Origin of the sequence: Seramator thermalis, from assembly GCF_004138125.1 — a bacterium.
In the GTDB taxonomy this organism is placed as follows: Bacteria; Bacteroidota; Bacteroidia; order Bacteroidales; family Dysgonomonadaceae; genus Seramator; species Seramator thermalis.
Genome location: NZ_RXHS01000004.1, coordinates 196,434 through 216,583, shown reverse-complemented (window position 1 = coordinate 216,583; position 20,150 = coordinate 196,434). Strand labels below are relative to the sequence as shown.

Sequence of the window (20,150 nt, the reverse complement as noted above, 5' to 3'; positions counted from 1 at the left end):
AGGGATGGGATTATGATGAAGTTGAAATTGTTAGAAAATTCTTTAGAGTGTTGCCGTACATTTCGATGATTTTGGAGCGTAAAAACTCGATATCTTTATTCGGAACATCGATTTTCCGAATTTGATTATTGAGGTAGTTTTCGAATTTTTCAACATCATCGGACGTGTATTTATCCGCAAAAGTCGATGTTTCTGTAAGCAAATCGTATGCAACATAATTGAATGGAAAAAATGAATAATTCCGATAAATTTCTTCATCGATAATTTTGGCCACTTCATCCAGCAAAACTCCTTTTTCGTTTATTTCTTTCAAAAGGGTAATTTTTTCGTTAATTTCTTTTCCAAATCTGAAATGAACACGACCTTTCCATCCGGTAATGCCGGTAATCATGTTTTCCAGATCGTCGGCAGGCATTTTTTTGTACAGGGGGTTGTCGCGTTTCAGTTGAAACTCTTTTGCTTTGAGATAATCACAAGGATCGAATTCGTACGAAATCGAAAGAGGCACAATGTTCAATTCCTGCAACATGTCGAGTGGATGTGCACTGTCATGGAGTGTCATCATTTTCAGCAAACCGGTTTGCGTGCGGTCGTTCGAATCTTTGGCGCGACCTTCGCGTTGTGCAATCCAAATGGATTGTTGTCTTTGACAGACGGTATGATGAATATAGTCCGATAAGTGCTTCGATGTTTCGAGCATTTGTCGGATCGAAACGCCGCGTTTGACGATAAAACTTTTGTTGAGTCGAACCAAACGGGTGATCCAGGGATAGATGAGCAAATTATCGCCGATGGCAATCTCTGTGGTGCCTAAATTTTTTTCGAAAAAAAGTATATTCAGAAATGCAGCATCGAGTACGATGTCGCGATGATTGGAGATAACGACATGGCTCTTGCCATTCATGAAATGTTCCCAATTAAACCCAATCAATTCTGAGGTAGTTTTATGAATAAGGTTTAGAACTGTTGGATAGATGATTTTGCTTTGAAACTCGGAAATGGTTTTGCAGCCTCTCATCGCTTTGCTCAATTGCTCCCAGGTGAGAGGTTTTATGACAGGTTCTATCGCGCGCCGGAATTTGTTGTCACTTAGTAACGCTTCTATCGTTTCCTCTACTTCGCTATCGAGTAACGGGCGAATGTCGTCAAATTCTTCCGGGATTGAGTTTCCTTTTTCCATAGCGCATACTAAAGCTTATTTTTTAAGTTTATAATATTCACATTCAATAATTTCGGTCAATACTTGGGTCATCGAAAGATTTGCGGCGGCAACCTGTTGTGGAATGAAGCTGGTAGCAGTCATTCCCGGTGTCGTGTTCACTTCGAGAAGGACCGGTTCGTCATTGGAAATGATATAATCGGCGCGAATAATGCCTTTTGCGTTTACCAAATCATAGATGAGCATTGTTTCGCGGCTAATTTTTTGCGATAACTCTTCCGAAATACGGGCAGGCGTGATTTCTTCCACTTGCCCTTTATATTTAGCATTATAGTCGAAAAATTCGTTGTGCGTAACCACTTCCGAAATTGGAAGGACGGTTGTTCCCTTATCGGTTTTGTAGCATCCGCACGTTACTTCGGTTCCGCTTACGAAACTTTCGATAATAACGTCGGAAGCTTCGCCAAATGCTTCTGCAATCGCCGGGTCGATTTCTTCAATTGATTTTACTTTGTAGGTAGCAAAGCTCGATCCTCCGGCGTTCGGTTTCACAAATAAAGGTAGTCCGAGTTGCTGCACTATTTCGTCTGCGGAGTAGTCTGAGTTCTTGTGAAGGATTACCGAATCGGCAACTTTAATGTTAAAACTTTTTAGAAAATGATTGCAGGTGAATTTACTGAAAGTGACGGCTGAAGCCAGAACTCCGCAATTGGAATAAGGAATGCCGAGCATATCGAAATATCCTTGCAAAGTGCCGTCTTCGCCCGGTGTTCCGTGAATAGTGATATAAGCAAAGTCGAATTTCGTCGTCCAACCATCAGCAGTGAAACTAAAATCGTTTTTATCAATCGAGTAGATATTGCCTCGATGTTCCACTTCCCACGATTTGCGATCGATTTTTACTTTATAGGCATTATATTTGTCTTTATCGATGAAAGAATAGATGCCTTCGGCACTTTTTTCGGATACTTCTTTTTCTGACGAATAACCGCCCCAAACAATGGCTATATTTTTTTTCATTTGATAATTAGAAGATTAGAGTTTCTTTTTTAACTCACGAGCAGCAGTATAAATACGCCATTTTTTGATTACTTCCTGCATATCTTCGGGAATTTCGCTTTCAAAAAACATTTCCTCGCCCGTTCGCGGATGCCTGAAACCGAGAGTTTGTGCATGCAGACATTGTCGTGGACAAGCTACAAAACAGTTATAAACAAATTGTTTGTATCGCACAAAAGTAGTTCCTCTAAGGATTTCGTCGCCGCCATATCGTTCGTCGTTGAAGAGCGGATGTCCGATATATTTCATGTGAACCCTGATTTGATGTGTACGTCCGGTCTCAAGACGGCATTGAACCAAAGTTACATATCCGAATCTTTCCAGCACTTTGTAGTGAGTAACGGCAGGTTTCCCCATTTCTCCGTCCGGAAAAACGCGCATCAGCATGCGGTCTCTTGGATCGCGACCAATATTGCCTTCGATGCGTCCTTCATCGTTTTCCACATTCCCCCAAACGAGTGCGACATATTGTCGTTTAGTGGTTTTGTTATAGAATTGGAGCGACAAATTTGTCTTGGCTTCAGGCGTTTTGGCTACTACTAAGAGTCCCGAAGTATCTTTGTCGATGCGATGAACAAGCCCCAATCGCGGATCGTCAATATTGATGCCATTGTCGTAGTGCAAATAATAAGCAATCGCATTGACGAGTGTACCCGTGTAGTTGCCATGTCCGGGATGTACAACCATTCCCGGTGGCTTATTGACAACCATTAGGTCGTCATCCTCGTAAACGATGTTAAGGGGAATATTTTCCGGAATGATTTCGAGTTCATGTTTGGGCCGATCCATCACAATCGAAATCACATCCATAGGTTTTACTTTATAACTCGATTTGACGGGAACATTGTTTACGAGAATGCAGTCGGCATCGGCCGCCTGTTGAATCCGATTGCGCGAAATCCCCTCGATTCTGTCCGATAAAAATTTGTCGATACGAAGCAATCCCTGCCCCTTATCTGCAATAAATCTATAATGTTCGTATTTAACCGATTCATCAGAAGAATTAACGATGTCGTCTTCTTCTTCTGAAAAGTCGTTTATTTCTTCATAATCTTTCTTCAAAGCCATTTTAGAAATTAGAAAAATGAATCATCAATTTTTGTGGAATTGTTTTCTTTCAAAACTCGATTTGGCGATTGAGTGTGATTTCCCGAATCGACATTGTCTTGGGGAGAAATAATGTACTCATTGTCAATATTGAGTGAGTCGGAAAGTTGGGTGGTTCCTACCACAAGTGTAAGCGGAGCACCGGCCGGTATTTTTTCGTTTGCTCGCAAAGTACGACCTTTATATTCCACCGCAATCACAAGTCCGTCATATTGAGAGGGCACTTTTTCAATAGACAATTGGTCGAAACCCATCGACGAGAGTAGAGCTTCTGCTTGACGCAGGGAGTAATCTGCGAGCTCGGGAATTGAAATTTGCTGTGGGTTTTTTGAATATATTGAAACATAAATATTACGACCTGTTTTAACTCGACTATTGGGTTTTGGAGTTTGTTCGATGATTGCTCCGGGCACGGCATCCTTTCGAAATATAGAGTCGGTTATTTCGATATTCAAGCCTTTAGACTTGAGAATGCTGCTCGCTTCTTCTATCTGCAATCCTTCGAGTTTGGGTACGTAAATGTTTTGATTGTGTCGTGTGTACACTCTCAAATAAAAAAGAAGAAGAATGAGCAATACTAATGCTACAACAATAATTGCCAGAAAATTTTTCCCTATACTGTCGCCCAACATTTTATTTAAAGGTGATTTAATATTCATAAGACACACAATGGTATGAATGTTTTTTTAACTTCGTTCTGTGTTGCGCAAAGGTATAAAAAATGATTGAAGCAGAGCGATGCAAATATGTAGTTTTAGAAAAAGTTATGGTCAAAAAAACAAAAAAAGCAAGAATATGAAGACATGTTCCTGCTTTTGTATGAGTAGAGAGAAAATTTCAAAATTCGTCAGCAACACTGAGCTTGGCTCTACCTTTTGCTCTGCGCGATGCCAACACCTTTCGGCCATTTTTGGTTGCCATTCGGCTACGGAATCCGTGTTTGTTTCTTCTTTTCCTTAAGGATGGTTGGAATGTTCTTTTCATTTCTATATATTTTTTGTTGTTATTATTCGAAGAATGGGCTGCAAAATTACTAATTTTTTTTGAACCCCCAATTTTTTCGGCTTTTATCTTACTATTCGGGTGCGATTTCTATTGGTTTATATTGTATTTGGGTAATAGGTCTATTGCTTTCCGGTGTTGAATGAACAATTGAAAAAAATGCCTCAAAAAAGTTTTGCCATTTTAAAAAAAGAACCTATATTTGCACCCGCAAATTGAACGAGTTATTTTAATTATTAAAAATTCGACAAGAGCAAGGCCGATTCGTCTATCGGTTAGGACGCAAGATTTTCATTCTTGAAAGGGGGGTTCGATTCCCCCATCGGCTACTAAAAATAAAAAAATATTCAGATCGCAAATATGGCAAATCATCAATCAGCTGAAAAACGAATCAGACAAACAAAAATGCGCCGTTTATCCAATCGCTACGCATCTCGTACAACAAGAAATTCGATCAGAAAATTGCGTAGTTTGACTTCGAAGGAAGAAGCGCAGAAAATGTATCCTGAAGTTTGCTCCATGTTAGACAAACTTGCTAAGAAAAACGTAATTCACCAAAATAAGGCTAACAATTTGAAGTCGAAATTGGCCATTCATATTAGCAAGTTATCATAACGGAATTTGTAAAAAACTTTACATAGCAGCCGGGCCGAATGGTTCGGCTTCATTGTTTTCCACTATTTTTGGTGCTTAAAAAAATAAAGAAATATGATAAAGCATATAGTCATGTTCAGGTTGGCAGACGAAGCCAATGGTCGAAACAAGAGGGAGAATGCGCTCATTATCAAAAAGCAGCTCGAAGCATTGAAAGACATAATTCCACAAATTATGGAAATCGATGTATATCTGAATGATGAAAATGCGTCGCCCGACAATTACGATATTATACTCGATAGCAAATTTGCTTCACCGGATGACCTGAAAATATATTCTAATCACCCCGAGCACCTGAAGGTTGCCGCATTTATCGCCGGTGTACGAACCGGGCGGGCCGCTATCGATTACGAGATATAAATTTATTCTGAAATGGAGCGAAAAACGCGATTTTCAAAATACTTTTTGCTCATTGTTATTGCAAAGACAAACCTATAAAAAAACTAAACAAGTTTGTCTCTAAGGTGATTTTTTTGTAAATTTGTTCGATAATAAATACTGCATCATACATTTATGAATGTGTTCATAATCAAGAAGTAAAAAAGCAAATGACAGAAGAACAAAAACAAGTTGCGAGCGGAAATTATTCTGCCCAAAATATTCAAGTGCTCGAAGGTCTCGAGGCCGTACGCAAGCGCCCTGCAATGTATATCGGAGACGTCGGCGAAAGAGGATTGCATCATTTGGCTTACGAAGTCGTGGACAACTCTATAGACGAAGCACTTGCCGGATATTGTACCGAAATTCATGTAACCATAAACGAAGACAATTCTATTACGGTAAAGGATAATGGACGAGGAATCCCTGTCGATTTTCACGAAAAAGAAAAAAAATCGGCGCTGGAGGTTGTCCTTACCGTTTTGCACGCCGGAGGAAAATTCGACAAAGGAACCTATAAGGTTTCCGGAGGATTGCATGGAGTAGGCGTTTCGTGTGTAAATGCGCTTTCTATCTATTTGAAAGCAGAAGTTCATAGAGGAGGTAAAATTTACGTACAGGAATTTTCTCAGGGGAAACCTTTGGCTGACGTAAAGATAGTAGGTGAAACGGAAGGAACCGGAACGATTATTACTTTCAAACCCGACAGTTCGATTTTTAATGTGCTCGAATATCGTTACGATATCCTTGCTACACGACTTCGTGAATTGGCTTTTTTGAATGCGGGTATCACTCTGACGTTAACCGATAAGCGAGTAGTGAAAGAAGACGGGTCATATAAGAGTGAGAAATTCTATTCCGAAAATGGATTGGAGGAATTTGTGAAATATATCGATCGAGCCAAAGAACCGCTCATTTCGGATGCAATTCATATTGTTACCGAAAAACAGGGCATCCCGATCGAAATAGCAATGACTTACAATACTTCCTATAACGAGAATATTTTTTCGTACGTCAATAATATCAACACCATCGAAGGTGGTACGCATCTCACAGGGTTCCGCCGAGGTCTTTCGCGTACGCTGAAAAAATATGCAGAAGATTCGAAAATGCTTGATAAGGTGAAAGTGGAAATCGTTGGCGACGATTTTCGTGAAGGCCTTACTGCTGTTCTTTCGGTGAAAGTTGCTGAGCCTCAGTTCGAGGGCCAAACTAAAACAAAACTTGGCAACAACGAAGTCATCGGAGCTGTGGATCAGGCTACAGGTGAGGCATTGGCCAACTATCTCGAAGAACATCCGCGGGAAGCCAAAATAATTGTCGAAAAGGTGATTTTGGCGGCTACTGCGCGCCATGCTGCTCGCAAAGCACGTGAAATGATTCAGCGCAAATCGCCTTTATCGGGTGCAGGCCTTCCGGGTAAATTAGCCGATTGCTCCGACAAAAATCCCGAAAATTGCGAAATCTTTCTTGTCGAAGGAGATTCTGCCGGCGGAACGGCCAAACAAGGTCGCGATCGCAATTTTCAAGCAATTCTTCCGTTACGAGGTAAAATTCTGAACGTGGAAAAGGCTATGCCTCATAAAGTGTTGGAAAGCGAAGAAATCCGTAATATTTATACGGCATTGGGCGTTACCATCGGTACGGAAGAAGATTCGAAGGAGCTCAATATGGACAAGCTTCGTTATCACAAAGTGATCATCATGACTGATGCCGACGTGGATGGAAGTCATATTGCCACACTTATTCTCACATTCTTTTTCCGCCACATGCGACCACTTATCGAGAAAGGATATGTCTATATTGCTACCCCGCCGCTCTATTTATGCAAAAAAGGGAAAATAGAAGAGTATTGCTGGGACGATCGTCAACGTCAGGCTTTTATAGATAAGTATGCAGACGGCAACGAAAATGCTATTCACACACAAAGATATAAAGGTTTGGGCGAAATGAATGCCGAACAACTTTGGGATACCACGATGAATCCCGAACATCGCACATTGCGACAGGTAACAATCGAAAATGCCGCTGATGCCGATATGGTATTTTCGATGCTTATGGGCGAAGAAGTGGCTCCCCGTCGTGAGTTTATCGAAGAAAACGCTTCTTATGCCAATATCGACGCTTAATGATACGTCCACCGGTTCTCCATAGCGACGATAAAGCCGTCATTGTTTCTCCTGCGGGTAAAATCGATTCGCTTATGGTGGACAAGGCGGCTGCCATATTGTGCGAGTGGGGATTGCGTGTGGAAGTTGCTCCGAATGCTCTACGCCAAGCCGGCCGGTTTAGTGGATTCGTAGATCAAAGATTATCCGATTTGCAAACTGCGATGGACGATCCTGATGTAAAACTAATTCTTTGTTCGCGAGGTGGCTATGGAGTAGTTCATCTATTGGACAAACTCAACTTTGAGGGGATAAAACAATTTCCTAAATGGTTGGTCGGATTTAGCGACATCACTGCATTGCATGCTGTTTTTCAGAAAAACGGAATCGTATCGCTTCATGCGCCTATGGCAAAACATTTGGCAGAAGAAGGTTCATCGGATATTTCTGTTCGTTTTATGAAGTCTGTGCTGTTTGGAAGTCATTTAAAATATGATCTTCCTGCGATGCGGTACGATTTTCTAAACCGATTGGGACAATCTTCCGGAACCCTTTTCGGGGGTAATTTATCCGTTTTTTGCAGTCTGCTGGGGACGAAATATGTCAATATTCCGCGTAAGGGTATTTTGTTTATCGAAGATATTGGCGAAGAGCCTTATCGAGTAGATCGGATGATCCATCAATTGAAACTGGCCGGTGTTTTTGATAAAATTAATGGATTGATAGTCGGACAGTTTACAGATTATGATGAAGATGACCGGATGTATGCTTCACTCAACGAATCTATCATGACGGCTCTTAGAGAATATACTTTCCCTGTTTGTTTCGATTTTCCGGTAGGACACGCGAAGCATAATTTCCCGATGTTAATGGGAGAAAGAGCCTCTTTGAATGTTAAAAAGAAGCAAATTCTTTTCAAACAAAAATAAAATCATGACGGTTATTTCCACTGAATTTTTGCTACTGATAGGATCACTGTTGTTTTTTGTGAGTTTAGTTGTTGGAAAAGCCGGACACAAGTTGGGAGTTCCTGTTTTGTTGCTTTTCCTCGTTGTGGGAATGCTGTTTGGTTCGGATGGATTTGGACTGAATTTCCAAAATGTTCAAATAGCACAAACCATCGGTACGATTTGTTTGTGTATCATCCTTTTTTCCGGTGGACTCGATACCAAATTTCATGAAATAAAACCCATCATCGCGCCGGGTATCGTGATGTCCACTGTGGGTGTCATACTCACGGCTCTGTTCACCGGATTGTTTGTATGGTTCAAGTTTGGCCATTTGTTCTCGGCTGTGGGAGCGGGTTTATTTACCTGTTTCCTTCTTGCTGCTACAGTCTCATCAACCGATTCGGCTTCGGTGTTCGGTATTTTGCGCTCAAGAGGGCTTAATCTTAAAAATAATCTTCGTCCTCTACTCGAATTGGAAAGTGGCAGCAACGATCCAATGGCTTATATGCTTACGATTGTGTTGATGAGTATCATTCAATCGGGGGATCATCCGAGTTTCCTTTCAGTCACGGGATTAATTGTGATGCAGTTGACAATTGGCGCAATTGTCGGTTTTTTGATGGGAAAAATATCCGTAAGGATTATGAACGGTATTCGTATGGATAATCCTTCGCTTTACCCTGTCCTTCTACTCGTATTGGGCGTTTTTTCGTTTTCATCCACCTACTTTTTAAAGGGTAACGGCTATCTTGCCGTTTACATAACGGGGTTGGTACTCGGAAATTCCAAATTTCCTCAACGTCGCAGTTCGATGAAATTTATGGATGGCTTTGCGTGGATGAGTCAGATACTTTTATTCCTTACTTTGGGATTGCTGGTTAATCCCCGTGAATTACTTACCGTACTCATTCCTGCCCTTGTGATCGCTTTTTTCGTGATTTTTGTAGCCCGTCCGTTGAGTATTTTTCTAAGTCTTGCTCCGTTTAGGAATATTCACTTCAAGGATAAAATTTTTGTTTCGTGGGTTGGCCTCAGAGGGGCTGTGCCAATTCTTTTTGCCATCCTTCCTCTTGCTTCCGGTATAGAGGGCGCTCGGATTATTTTTAATAGTGTATTTGTTATAACTATCGTTTCACTTCTTTTTCAAGGAACTACGCTTTCCTTTGTTGCTAAATGTTTGGGCGTTTCCGAAAAACCGAAATATTTTAGAAAAATTGAAGAATTTGATGTCGAATTTTCTGAGGATATAAAATCGGCCATGACAGAAATAAATATCACTAAAGAGACTTTAAAACATGGGAAAAATCTCATAGAACTTCCATTTCCGGAACGAACACTCGTCGTGATGGTGAAACGTGGCGATCATTATTTTGTTCCTACCGGAAAAACGGAACTGCACGAGGGAGATATCTTGCTCGTTATTTCGGATGACGATGAGGCGTTGTTCGAAACCTATCGCCAGCTTGGAATCCTTGATTATTCGTTTCAAAAAAACAGGTAGATAATGAAAAATTACAGTCGCTTATTATATTTAGTAATTTCGATCAATGCTTTGATGCTAAGCGTTTCTTGCAATTCGTGTCAAAGTTCGAAAAATTCGGGATCGCCCATGCAAACTGAACAATATGTGAAAGTTTCACCTGATTTTAATCCCGACAGTGCCTATTCTTTCGTCGCGAAGCAGGTGAGTTTTGGCCCACGAATTCCCAACACACCTCAACATGCAGCTTGCGGTGACTATCTGGTTGCCAAACTGAATGATTTCGGAGCACAGGTAATGGAACAGAAAACGACTGTAACACATTACAATGGGCAAAAAATTCCGATTCGCAATATTATAGGCATTTATCAACCTCAAAAAACAAAACGCGTGGCTTTATTTGCACATTGGGATACACGTCCGTTTGCCGATCAGGAAAATGATCCGACGAGACAGCATCAACCCATTTTTGGCGCAGATGATGGCGCAAGTGGAGTAGGAGTATTACTCGAAATTGCCCGACAATTGAACTTGAAATCTCCAAATATAGGAATCGATATTATTTTCTTTGATTTGGAAGATTGGGGCCCTGCCGAATTTGAAAAAAATCCGCCCGCCGGTGATTGGTGGTGTATGGGGTCACAATATTGGGTAAAAAATCCGCATATAACCAATTACCGGGCAGCTTTCGGCATTCTGCTCGATATGGTTGGTGCGCCCGATGCTACTTTTCTCAAAGAGGGATATTCGGTGCAGTATGCGAGCAACGTGGTGGAAAAGATTTGGCAGACGGCTTCCAAATTAGGATATGGCCAATGGTTCATCAATCGCAAGACGGGCTTCATCACAGATGATCATGTTCCGGTAAACGAAAATCACGTTGCCCCCACAGTCGATATCATCAATTTGAAAGATTCCGGGACAGGATTTGCACCCCACTGGCATACGCTCAACGACAATATGTCCAACATCAATCGCGCAACACTTGAAGCTGTTGGCCAAACTGTTATGGAAGTGATTTATTCGGAACAATAAACGGAAACAGAATTATGAAATCGATAGATGAAGTTCAACAGGAAATAATCGACGAATTCGGTATTTTTGATGACTGGATGGATAAATATGCATTAATTATCGAGCAAGGCAATGCATTGCCACCACTCGACGAGAAGTATAAAACACCCGAAAATATCATACAAGGCTGTCAGAGTCGTGTCTGGCTTCAAACTGACTACCGGGACGGCAAACTTTATTTCCGGGCCGAAAGCGATGCTGTCATCGTGAAAGGCTTGCTGGCTCTTGTTTTGCGCGTTTTCTCCGGACGAACTCCCGACGAAATTCTCGGTGCCGACTTGCGATTCATGAAAGAAATCGGCCTAGCCGAACATCTTTCGCCCACGCGGGCAAACGGATTGTTGGCTGTCATCAAACAAATCAGGTTTTATGCCTTGGCATACAAAGCAAAAGAGGAACAACAATAGTGTGTTCCTCTTCCTCGTTACGACTTTTATCTTTTGTCAGTCTTTACTCATTTCGATGGAGCGATTTTTAGCCGCTTCCAACACCCCTTCGAAAAGTTTTCCTATTTCGTGGTTTCGATAATAATCGAGACCCGCTTGTGTGGTTCCTCCTTTGCTTGTGATATTTTTGATCAATTCTTCGATGCTGAAATCTTTCTGATTTTGAGCAAAATATATAGTTGTTCCCTGAGTAAGTTCAAGCAATAGTTCGTCGAGAAGCGAACCCGGCAAATCAAATTCGCGCATTTTATTCTTGAATATTTGGATAAACGACAAAATAAATGCGGGGCCACTTCCGAAAACGGATGTAAACAAATCGAATCCATTTTCGTCGAGTTTCACGGCTTTGCCCAATTTTCCCAATATTTCGTAAATATGTTCGGTTTGTTCCAATCCGGGATGATTGGTAGCGAAAGCTGTAACCGACTTTTTGTACGCAATTGCCAGATTTGGCATGATTCGAACAATTATTGGATCGGTTCCCAGATATTTTTCGATGAAGGCAATGCTTTTTCCGGCTACGGGCGAAACGATAACTTTTCCGGATAAGTCGAGGGGCTGCAGTTGTTCGAGAATACCGGCCAAATCCTGTGGTTTGATGGCAAGCCACAGTACATCTGCAAATTCTGCAAGTGATTTAGCACTTTCGAAAAAAGGTATCTCCACCTCTTTCTTGTGGCGTGAAAAATATCCGAAATTGATATTCGGTTCGTCTTTCAGCCCTTGATAAACAGCTTTGGCAAGGTTGCCAAACCCAATAAATCCGTAATTCATTTGGAATAAAATTTTGTAAATGGAATTTCGTTGGCTAACGCCTTTATGATATAATTTTCGCGTTGTCCGTTCACAATCCACATTTCCACACCATGATTCATGCAAATGTCGGCTGCATGGATTTTCGATGACATACCGCCGGTACCCAGCATCGATTCCTTTTCTTCAATGCATTGCTTGATATTGTTCAAATCGTTAACTTTCTCGATTAGTCTTGCATCGGCGTGCAGATGCGGATTTGCAGTGAATATGCCGTCGATATCCGAAACCAGAATCAATAAATCGGCTTCAATGATTACGGCAACCAGCGCTGAAAGTTTGTCGTTGTCTCCTAAAACGATTTCTTCGATTGAAACGGTATCGTTTTCGTTTACAACCGGGATATAGTCCGCTTCCCAAAGTTTTTTGATGGTATTTCGCGTATTTTCTTTGGCTGTTGCGTTCTCGAAATCGCGATAAGTCATCAAAATTTGTGCGATGTTCAATCCGAAGGTACTGAAAATAGTGTCATAAATTTCCATTAGCTTGGTTTGCCCGATTGCAGCCATTGCCTGCTTCGAATCTACGCGTTTGTTGTACCCTTTGATTTCGACAAATTGTCGGGCTGTGGCAATAGCTCCCGACGAAACGATCACAATATCGTATTCTTTTTTCAGAACAACTATTTGGCGTGCCAAACTTTCGATTACGGCGAACGAAATTCTATTGGTTCCCGCCGTGAGAGTGGAAGTTCCGATTTTTATAATGAGTTTTTTCTTCATGCAAATATTGAGCGTCGTTTGATAACCTTTTGTGTCAAAAATATTATTCGCGAATATGGCCATTCCCATAAACAAACCATTTGTTCGTTACCAGCTCCTGTGCGCCAAGTGGTCCTCTGAAATGTAGTTTTTGTGTACTGATGGCTATTTCGGCCCCCACGCCAAACTGACCGCCATCCGTAAATCGGGTTGAGGCATTGCGATAGACTGCGGCGCAATCTACTTGCTGCATAAACAAATCGGCATTTGCATCGTCGTTTGTTACGATTGTTGCGGAATGTCCTCCCGAATACGTGTTGATGATATTCACCGCTGCTTCGATGTCGGGGACAATCGATAGATATATTTTGGCCGCCAGGAATTCTTCAGACAGAATATGGCTGTCGTCGTTTTTCTTTATTCGGCTGTCGATGCTGTTGATTTTTTCGTCGCCAACGATTTCGATATTTTTGTGCAGAAGCTCATCCGTCAATCGATGTACTTTTTGTTCCAAATCAGGAATATTTTCATCGATCAAAACCTTATCCAGGGCATTGCATACGCTGATGCGCTGTTTGCCATTGAGGATGATGCGGATAGCCATTTCGAAATCACTGTTTTTGTCAATGAACAGAAAATTGTTGCCTCGTCCGCTTACAATCACCGGAGCGGAAGCATTTTCCTTGACGAATGCAATCAGTTTTTCGCCACCTCGTGGAATAATCAAATCAACCCGATAGGGATTGTTTTTGATTAATTGCTGCGTTTCGGCATGCGAAAGATTTAGGTATCGAACGAAATTTTGGTCGATGCCGTTTTCCGTGAGAGCTTGTTGCCAAAGTTGTGTGAGCAGCATGTTTGTGTTGAGTGATTCTTTGCCGCCTTTCAATAAAATTCGGTTGCCGGCTTTGAATGCTGTGGCCGCAGCTTCGATGGTTACATCGGGACGTGATTCGTAGATGATCAGAATGGTTCCGAAGGGAACACTCCGATTTTCGATGTGAAGTCCGTCGGGACGGGTATATCCGTAAAGTATTTTACCTTCGGGGTCAGGCAGTTCTGCCACGTCGCGGAGCGACTGAATCATGCCGCCGATTTTCTTTTCGTCAACCTTTAACCGATCTTTTGTTGATGCATCCATATCGGGGAAAGCATTCAGATCTTGTCGATTGGCAGCCAGGATTTCGTTTTCGTGAGAAGATATTATCTCCGAAAGTCGAATAAGTACCTTATTTTTTAAAATCGTTTGCACTGTTTTATCAGAATGAAGTGATTTTGAGGTGCAAAGATAACAATTTATTATCCGAATAAGGTGTATAAAATCAAAAATATGTTTTCCGAAGTTTGAAAGAACGATTTTGAATATCTTCGATTATTTGCGTCTAATCCGTATTTTATAGGGTTTACCCTAAGTTTGTTTTTCGGTTTTCGACGTTTTTCATACTTTTGTATTCCTTTTTCACGTATAAATTCTTCTGTCTGAATGGATCTCCTTTCCATATTTTTCATAGCCACAGGATTATCGATGGATTCGTTTGCGGTGTGCATTAGTCAAGGAATGTGCCGGCAGCGATTTGAGACTATTCGCGCTGTAAAGGTGGCTCTTGTCTTCGGCTTTTTTCAGGCTGTTATGCCACTCGTCGGTTTTGCGCTCGGGGTGGGTTTTTCGAAACGGATTGCTTCTGTCGATCATTGGATGGCTTTTGCGATTTTGGGAATCATCGGGGGAAAAATGATTTATGAAGGTCTTCGTGAGGAAAAAGAAGTTCCCTGCGACTGCAATTGCCGGCAGTCGGCTCAAATTAATTTTCGAAAAGTGATTGCCTTGTCATTTGCTACAAGTATCGATGCTTTGGCCGCCGGACTGATATTTGTTCCATTTAAGGATGTTGTTTTCACGGCCGTTGCGATGATCGGAATCGTCTGTTTTGTTTTTTGTTTTGTCGGCATCTATCTGGGCATCCGCTTCGGAAAAAATATCCAAATCAATATGGTACTTATTGGCGGATTGATATTGATTGCCATTGGCCTGAAAATTCTTGCCGAGCATCTTCTCTCCGTTTAAATCGATTCCGTTCGCCGGTTTTCTATTTATCGATACCTACCCGGTTCAGGATAAAAGCATATTCAAAAGCTGTGTCTCGAATGCCTTCGTAGCGACCTGTCGCTCCTCCATGTCCCGATTCCATGTTCATGCGAAGCAACAAAATGTTGTCATCTGTTTTTGTTGCTCGCAATTTTGCCACATATTTTGCCGGTTCGTGAAAGAGCACTTGCGAATCGTTCAATCCTCCTGTTACCAGCATATTGGGATAGTTTTGAGGCTTGATATTGTCGTAAGGCGAATAGGTCAGCATATAGTTGAAATACGTTTCATCATTGGGATTTCCCCATTCTTCGTATTCGCCCGTTGTGAGAGGCAGCGATTCGTCGAGCATTGTGTTGATGACATCCACGAATGGTACCAGAGCCACAATCGTTTGATACAAATCGGGGCGCATGTTGGCTACGGCTCCCATCAGCAAGCCACCTGCACTTCCTCCCATTGCAGCCAGTTTGTCTGGTGCTGTGTAACGATTGTTGATCAATTTTTCGCTGCAAGCAATAAAGTCCGTAAAAGTATTTTTTTTCTTCAACAGCTTGCCGTCTTCGTACCATTGTTCTCCCAAATCGCTTCCACCGCGAATTTGGGCAATGCCGAAAACGAATCCGCGATCGATCAGGCTGTAAACGCTTGCGCTGAAATTGGCATCCGAACTTATGCCGTAACTTCCGTAAGAATAGAGTAGTGCGGGGTTTTTCCCATCCTTTTTCAACCCTTTTTTATAGACGATGGCCATAGGTACTTTTACTCCATCCGGAGCAGTTGCCCAAAGTCGTTCTACGACGTAGTCGTCAGGATTGAATCCTGATGGAATTTCCTGCTCTTTCAGCTTTTTTGTTTGTTCCGAAACGAAATCGTATTCATAGAGCGTGTTCGGCCGGTTGAGCGAAGTGTAGGAATAGCGAACCGAGGTGGAGTCGTATTCGGGATTTCCCTGCAACGAAACGGTGTAAACCGGTTCGGGGAAAGCTATCACCTTACTTTTTCCTCCCGAAATCGGTTTTAACTCAATTTCGGTAAGTCCGTTTTTGCGAAGTTCAAGCGCCACAAATTCTTTCTGCACATCAATGCCGTCAATGCGGATACTGTCGTTGTGTGGTACGAATTCATTCCATGTTTTTTTGTCCTCGAAGCCGGCGAGTGGCGTTTCGTAGATTTTCCCGTTCAGATTTTGCTTATCCTTGTAGCGTACAAAAAATTTGTGCTTATGCGGATAGACTGAATATTCAACATCCTGTGTTCGAGGCATAAATATTTTGAATGATTCTTCGGGCATGTCGGCAGGAATAAATCGCTCTTCGGACGTCGTGGAACTTTCGCTCGAAATAAAAATGAATTGCTTTGTTTTAGTTGCAGAGACGTAAGTCGAGAATTTAGGATCTTTTTCTTCAAATATCAATTTGCTCTTCGTTTCGCCAATTTTTTGACGATGAATCTGATAGGATCGAAGTGTTTTATCGATTGTGCCATAAAACAGTGTTTGACTATCATTCGCCCAAGCTGCCGAAGTTGCTCCGGTTACGCTGAATCCGATGTCTTGTCCTGACGAAAGATCCTTTATTTTCATGATAAATTCGGCATACGATCCGGTTTCGTTGTAGAAATAGGCGGCTTTGCCGTTGTCGGGACTGATAGAATAGCCCATGAAAATGAAAGCCGGTTTGCCTTCGGCCATTTTGTTGACGTCGAAAAGAATTTCTTCGGGTGCATTCATCGATCCTTTGCGTCGGCAGTAGGTGCGATACTGTTTTCCTTTTTCGGTGCGATTATAGTAATAATATCCATCGGAGAACGTGGGATAACTTTCGTCGTCTTCTTTTATTCGTCCAACGATTTCGTTGTAGATGGATTCTTGAAGCTCTTTTGTCGAAGCCATTACAGTCTCGGTATAGGCATTTTCGGCTTTCAGATATTCAATCACTTTGGGATTGTTTTTATCCTTCAACCAATAGTAATTATCGATACGTTGTTTACCGAAGTTGACATATGTGTCGGGAACGATTTCCGCAACCGGCGGCGCAGGGAAATCGGACTGTTTCAAAATTTTTGTTTTTTCTTCCGATGAGTTACAAGATGCAATCATGATCAGTGTCGTGAAAAAAATGAATAATCGAATGGCTTTCATAACGCGTAAGATAAATGAAATGTTGTGATTCGGGGGTAAAATCTTTTTTATCGTTTCGAGATATTATTTTGTAAAGATATACTTTTGGAATGGAATGTCAACTTTTTGAACAATCATTTTTTTGGAATGTTATATCCTCAAAACGGCAAGCAGACGTTATGCACAATCATTCGCACGAATCATCTCATCATCTCGAAAACGAAGATGTGAAAAATATCGGTACTGCATTTTTCCTCAATCTTTTTTTCACGATTGTCGAATTTGTAGGTGGAGCCATTACGAATAGCGTGGCCATTCTTTCCGACGCGGTTCATGATTTGGGCGATTGCATTTCACTCGGCATGTCGTGGTATTTTCAGCATATCTCGAAACGCGCCGGAAATAAGGTTTACACGTATGGATACAAGCGGTTTTCGCTATTGGGCGCCATCATCACGTCTGTTGTGCTTGCCATCGGCAGCATTCTTATCATTGCCAAAGCCGTTCCTCGTTTGTTTCATCCCGAGCAGCCCGATGCACGCGGAATGTTGCTGCTTGCTGTACTGGGGGTGATTATCAATGGTGCTGCCGTTTTGCGATTGCGCAAGGGGCACAGTATCAACGAACGCGTGGTTTCGCTCCACATGCTCGAAGATGTGTTGGGATGGCTGGCTGTGCTCGTCGGAGCTGTTGTGATGTTGTTTGCCAATCTTCCCATATTAGACCCGATTCTTTCGATTGCCATTGCCTTTTATGTCTTGACCAATGTGTATCGCAATGTTAAGGAAAGTCTTCAAATTATTTTGCAGGCTGCTCCTGCCGCAATTGATACGGATGATGTCATCCGAATCGTTTCGGATATTCCCGAAATCGAAAGTGTGCACGATGTGCACGTGTGGTCAACCGATGGGCAATACAATATTATGACCGTGCACGTGGTGCTCAACAAAGAAAAATCCCTGCCCGAACTGCATGAATTAAAAGAAAAAATCCGTCGAAAACTTCAGTCTGTCGGTATTCAACACGTTACGATTGAATTTGAAACGGACAAAGAAGATTGTTCGATGGAAGGTTGCTGCCGATATTATTCTCAAACAGAGAATTTATAACTTCTGTAGATTCGTGAAACTGTCGAATTTTCATTTCTCCTACACACGACATTAACGATTCTTTTCTACCGTTTTCGTCTTTCTTACGAATTACGAAGCTAATTTCGTTTTTTTTGCAAAATAGTTGTATATTTGTATCAAATCAGTTTTGAATCAACCACATCAAAAATACTATCTCTATGCCAAACGCTTTTTTCAAAATTCCCGAAATCAAGAACGAACCCGTGAAGAGCTATGCTCCGGGATCGCCGGAAAGAAAAGCCCTTAAACAGAAACTTTCCGAACTCAACCGTGGGGGATTGGATATCCCGATGATGATCGATGGAAAGGAAGTCCGCACCCATCAATTGAAAGATATTCGTCCGCCGCACGACCATCAGCGGCTGCTGGGGCACTATCATCAGGGCGATAAATCGCATGTGCGTCAGGCAATAGATGCTGCCCTCAAAGCCAAACCTGCATGGGAAGCCATGAGTTGGGAAAGTCGCGCTGCCATTTTCCTGAAAGCTGCCGATTTGATCTCCGGGCCTTATCGTTATGAGATGAATGCAGCAACGATGATTGGCCAGTCCAAAAATGCTTATCAGTCGGAAATCGATGCTGTTTGCGAATTGGCCGATTTTTATCGTTTCAATGTGCGCAATATGGGTACTATCTACGAGATGCAGCCAAACTCGGCACCGGGTGCTTGGAATCGGAATGTTTGGCGTCCGCTCGAAGGATTCATTTTCGCGCTCACACCTTTCAATTTCACTTCCATTGCCGGAAATTTGCCCGGAGCTCCGGCATTGATGGGAAATACCGTTGTGTGGAAACCTTCGAAAACGGCCGTTTATTCGGCAAGCCTCATCATGAAAATACTGATGGAGGCAGGTTTGCCCGATGGTGTCATCAATCTGATATTTACGTCGGGACCTGATGCTGCAGATGTAATTTTCGATGACCGAAATTTTGCCGGTCTTCATTTTACGGGATCGACTGCCGTGTTCAACGGTATGTGGAAAACCATTGCCAATAATGTCGGCAAATATAAATCGTATCCGCGCATTGTGGGCGAAACCGGAGGAAAAGATTATGTGCTGGCCGATGCCACGGCTAATCCCAAACAGGTGGCAACAGCATTGATTAGAGGTGCATTCGAATATCAGGGACAAAAATGTTCGGCAGCTTCGCGTGCTTATATCCCAAGCAATTTGTGGAACGATGTTCGCAATTATATGGCTGAAGATTTAAAAAACATTAAAGTCGGAGGAGTGGACGATTTCCGCAATTTTGTGAATGCCGTGATTGACGAAGAGTCTTTCAATAAACTCGCGAAGGTAATTGATGAAGCCCGTACTTCACCCGACGCAGAAGTTATTCTCGGAGGAGAATACGACAAGTCCAAAGGATATTTTATTCATCCGACGGTCATTCTTGCTAAACGTCCCGATTATGTAACCATGAGGGAAGAGTTGTTCGGCCCCATCCTCACGGTGTATGTGTATGATCCCGATAAGTTGGACGAAACGATGGACCGTCTCGATACCACTACCGATTATGCCCTGACAGGTGCCATTTTTTCCACCGATCGCGCAAATATCGAACGAATGACTGCGCGTTTGACGCATACGGCGGGCAATTTCTATATCAACGACAAGCCCACCGGTGCCGTGGTCGATCAGCAACCCTTTGGTGGCGGACGAGCTTCGGGTACCAACGACAAAGCAGGATCGGTAATTAACCTGTTGCGTTGGGTTTCGCCGCAATGTATCAAGGAGATGTTTGTTCCTCCTACGGATTATAGGTATCCTAATTTTTTGGAGGAATAATCCTTCCATTTTTGTTTTTATACTGGAGCGAAGTGAATTTTCCGGTTTTAGAATCGGAGTTTCACTTCGTTTTTGCTGTAGATCGAATATA

19 protein-coding genes and 1 tRNA gene are annotated in these 20,150 nt (G+C 42.2%); 11 read left to right on the top strand and 9 right to left on the bottom strand.

What is annotated here, in order from left to right; all coding sequences use genetic code 11:
• Positions 1 to 10: 10 nt before the first annotated feature.
• From EJN84_RS04980 to rpmH, 5 genes are all read right to left on the bottom strand, one after another.
• Entirely contained in the window at positions 11 to 1,180 is a 1,170-nt protein-coding gene (locus tag EJN84_RS04980; protein ID WP_129594380.1) for a 1-acyl-sn-glycerol-3-phosphate acyltransferase, read from the bottom strand.
• 15 nt (positions 1,181 to 1,195) lie between these two features.
• Positions 1,196 to 2,179, bottom strand: coding sequence for a D-alanine--D-alanine ligase (locus tag EJN84_RS04975; protein ID WP_129594379.1), 984 nt, complete (start codon positions 2,177 to 2,179; stop codon positions 1,196 to 1,198).
• Positions 2,180 to 2,194: 15 nt separating this feature from the next.
• On the bottom strand, positions 2,195 to 3,286 hold the full coding sequence (locus EJN84_RS04970; RefSeq protein WP_129594378.1) for an RluA family pseudouridine synthase: 1,092 nt from the start codon (positions 3,284 to 3,286) through the stop codon (positions 2,195 to 2,197).
• A gap of 8 nt (positions 3,287 to 3,294) precedes the next feature.
• On the bottom strand, positions 3,295 to 3,984 hold the full coding sequence (locus tag EJN84_RS04965) for a PASTA domain-containing protein (protein ID WP_129594377.1): 690 nt from the start codon (positions 3,982 to 3,984) through the stop codon (positions 3,295 to 3,297).
• A gap of 178 nt (positions 3,985 to 4,162) precedes the next feature.
• A complete protein-coding gene (gene rpmH / locus EJN84_RS04960) occupies positions 4,163 to 4,309 on the bottom strand; it encodes a 50S ribosomal protein L34 (protein ID WP_129594376.1) in 147 nt (48 codons plus the stop codon).
• 275 nt (positions 4,310 to 4,584) lie between these two features.
• Here rpmH and EJN84_RS04955 point away from each other — a divergent pair.
• The 8 genes from EJN84_RS04955 to EJN84_RS04920 all read left to right on the top strand — a co-directional run bounded on the left by EJN84_RS04955 (position 4,585) and on the right by EJN84_RS04920 (position 11,378).
• A tRNA-Glu gene (locus EJN84_RS04955) sits at positions 4,585 to 4,656 on the top strand.
• A 31-nt stretch (positions 4,657 to 4,687) separates the two neighbouring features.
• Entirely contained in the window at positions 4,688 to 4,942 is a 255-nt protein-coding gene (gene rpsT, locus EJN84_RS04950; RefSeq protein WP_101486347.1) for a 30S ribosomal protein S20, read from the top strand.
• 93 nt (positions 4,943 to 5,035) lie between these two features.
• Positions 5,036 to 5,341 carry a Dabb family protein gene (locus EJN84_RS04945; protein WP_129594375.1) on the top strand — a complete coding sequence of 102 codons (306 nt, stop codon included), beginning with the start codon at positions 5,036 to 5,038 and terminating at the stop codon, positions 5,339 to 5,341.
• Between the two features lie 188 nt (positions 5,342 to 5,529).
• Positions 5,530 to 7,488, top strand: coding sequence for a DNA topoisomerase (ATP-hydrolyzing) subunit B (gyrB, locus tag EJN84_RS04940; RefSeq protein WP_129594374.1), 1,959 nt, complete (start codon positions 5,530 to 5,532; stop codon positions 7,486 to 7,488).
• Entirely contained in the window at positions 7,488 to 8,396 is a 909-nt protein-coding gene (locus EJN84_RS04935) for a S66 peptidase family protein (RefSeq protein ID WP_129594373.1), read from the top strand. Before gyrB ends, EJN84_RS04935 begins: the two co-directional genes overlap by 1 nt.
• Before the next feature lie 4 nt (positions 8,397 to 8,400).
• Positions 8,401 to 9,918, top strand: coding sequence for a potassium/proton antiporter (locus EJN84_RS04930; RefSeq protein WP_129594372.1), 1,518 nt, complete (start codon positions 8,401 to 8,403; stop codon positions 9,916 to 9,918).
• A gap of 3 nt (positions 9,919 to 9,921) precedes the next feature.
• Positions 9,922 to 10,932 (top strand): M28 family peptidase, encoded by a 1,011-nt coding sequence (locus EJN84_RS04925; RefSeq protein WP_129594371.1) that lies wholly within the window; start codon positions 9,922 to 9,924, stop codon positions 10,930 to 10,932.
• Positions 10,933 to 10,946: 14 nt separating this feature from the next.
• Positions 10,947 to 11,378: a SufE family protein gene (locus EJN84_RS04920; RefSeq protein WP_129594370.1), complete on the top strand. Its 432-nt coding sequence runs from the start codon at positions 10,947 to 10,949 to the stop codon at positions 11,376 to 11,378.
• A 36-nt stretch (positions 11,379 to 11,414) separates the two neighbouring features.
• Here the strand turns inward: EJN84_RS04920 and EJN84_RS04915 are convergent, their stop codons facing one another.
• The 3 genes from EJN84_RS04915 to EJN84_RS04905 are packed head-to-tail and all read right to left on the bottom strand — an operon-like array spanning position 11,415 to position 14,183.
• Positions 11,415 to 12,191, bottom strand: a complete 777-nt coding sequence (locus EJN84_RS04915) for a pyrroline-5-carboxylate reductase family protein (protein ID WP_129594369.1) — start codon at positions 12,189 to 12,191, stop codon at positions 11,415 to 11,417.
• On the bottom strand, positions 12,188 to 12,952 hold the full coding sequence (gene proB, locus EJN84_RS04910; RefSeq protein ID WP_129594368.1) for a glutamate 5-kinase: 765 nt from the start codon (positions 12,950 to 12,952) through the stop codon (positions 12,188 to 12,190). Before proB ends, EJN84_RS04915 begins: the two co-directional genes overlap by 4 nt.
• A gap of 43 nt (positions 12,953 to 12,995) precedes the next feature.
• Positions 12,996 to 14,183, bottom strand: coding sequence for a glutamate-5-semialdehyde dehydrogenase (locus EJN84_RS04905; RefSeq protein ID WP_129594367.1), 1,188 nt, complete (start codon positions 14,181 to 14,183; stop codon positions 12,996 to 12,998).
• A gap of 231 nt (positions 14,184 to 14,414) precedes the next feature.
• Between EJN84_RS04905 and EJN84_RS04900 the strand changes: the two genes are divergently transcribed.
• Positions 14,415 to 14,996, top strand: a complete 582-nt coding sequence (locus EJN84_RS04900) for a manganese efflux pump MntP (RefSeq protein ID WP_129594366.1) — start codon at positions 14,415 to 14,417, stop codon at positions 14,994 to 14,996.
• 22 nt (positions 14,997 to 15,018) lie between these two features.
• On the opposite strand, the gene EJN84_RS04895 is transcribed toward EJN84_RS04900, so the two are convergent.
• Positions 15,019 to 17,076 (bottom strand): S9 family peptidase, encoded by a 2,058-nt coding sequence (locus EJN84_RS04895; protein ID WP_129594365.1) that lies wholly within the window; start codon positions 17,074 to 17,076, stop codon positions 15,019 to 15,021.
• Between the two features lie 242 nt (positions 17,077 to 17,318).
• Here EJN84_RS04895 and EJN84_RS04890 point away from each other — a divergent pair, with 242 nt between their 5' ends.
• Both EJN84_RS04890 and pruA read left to right on the top strand, forming a co-directional pair.
• Positions 17,319 to 18,248, top strand: coding sequence for a cation diffusion facilitator family transporter (locus EJN84_RS04890; protein WP_129594364.1), 930 nt, complete (start codon positions 17,319 to 17,321; stop codon positions 18,246 to 18,248).
• 179 nt (positions 18,249 to 18,427) lie between these two features.
• Positions 18,428 to 20,059, top strand: coding sequence for an L-glutamate gamma-semialdehyde dehydrogenase (pruA, locus tag EJN84_RS04885; protein ID WP_129594363.1), 1,632 nt, complete (start codon positions 18,428 to 18,430; stop codon positions 20,057 to 20,059).
• The last annotated feature ends 91 nt before the right edge of the window (positions 20,060 to 20,150 follow it).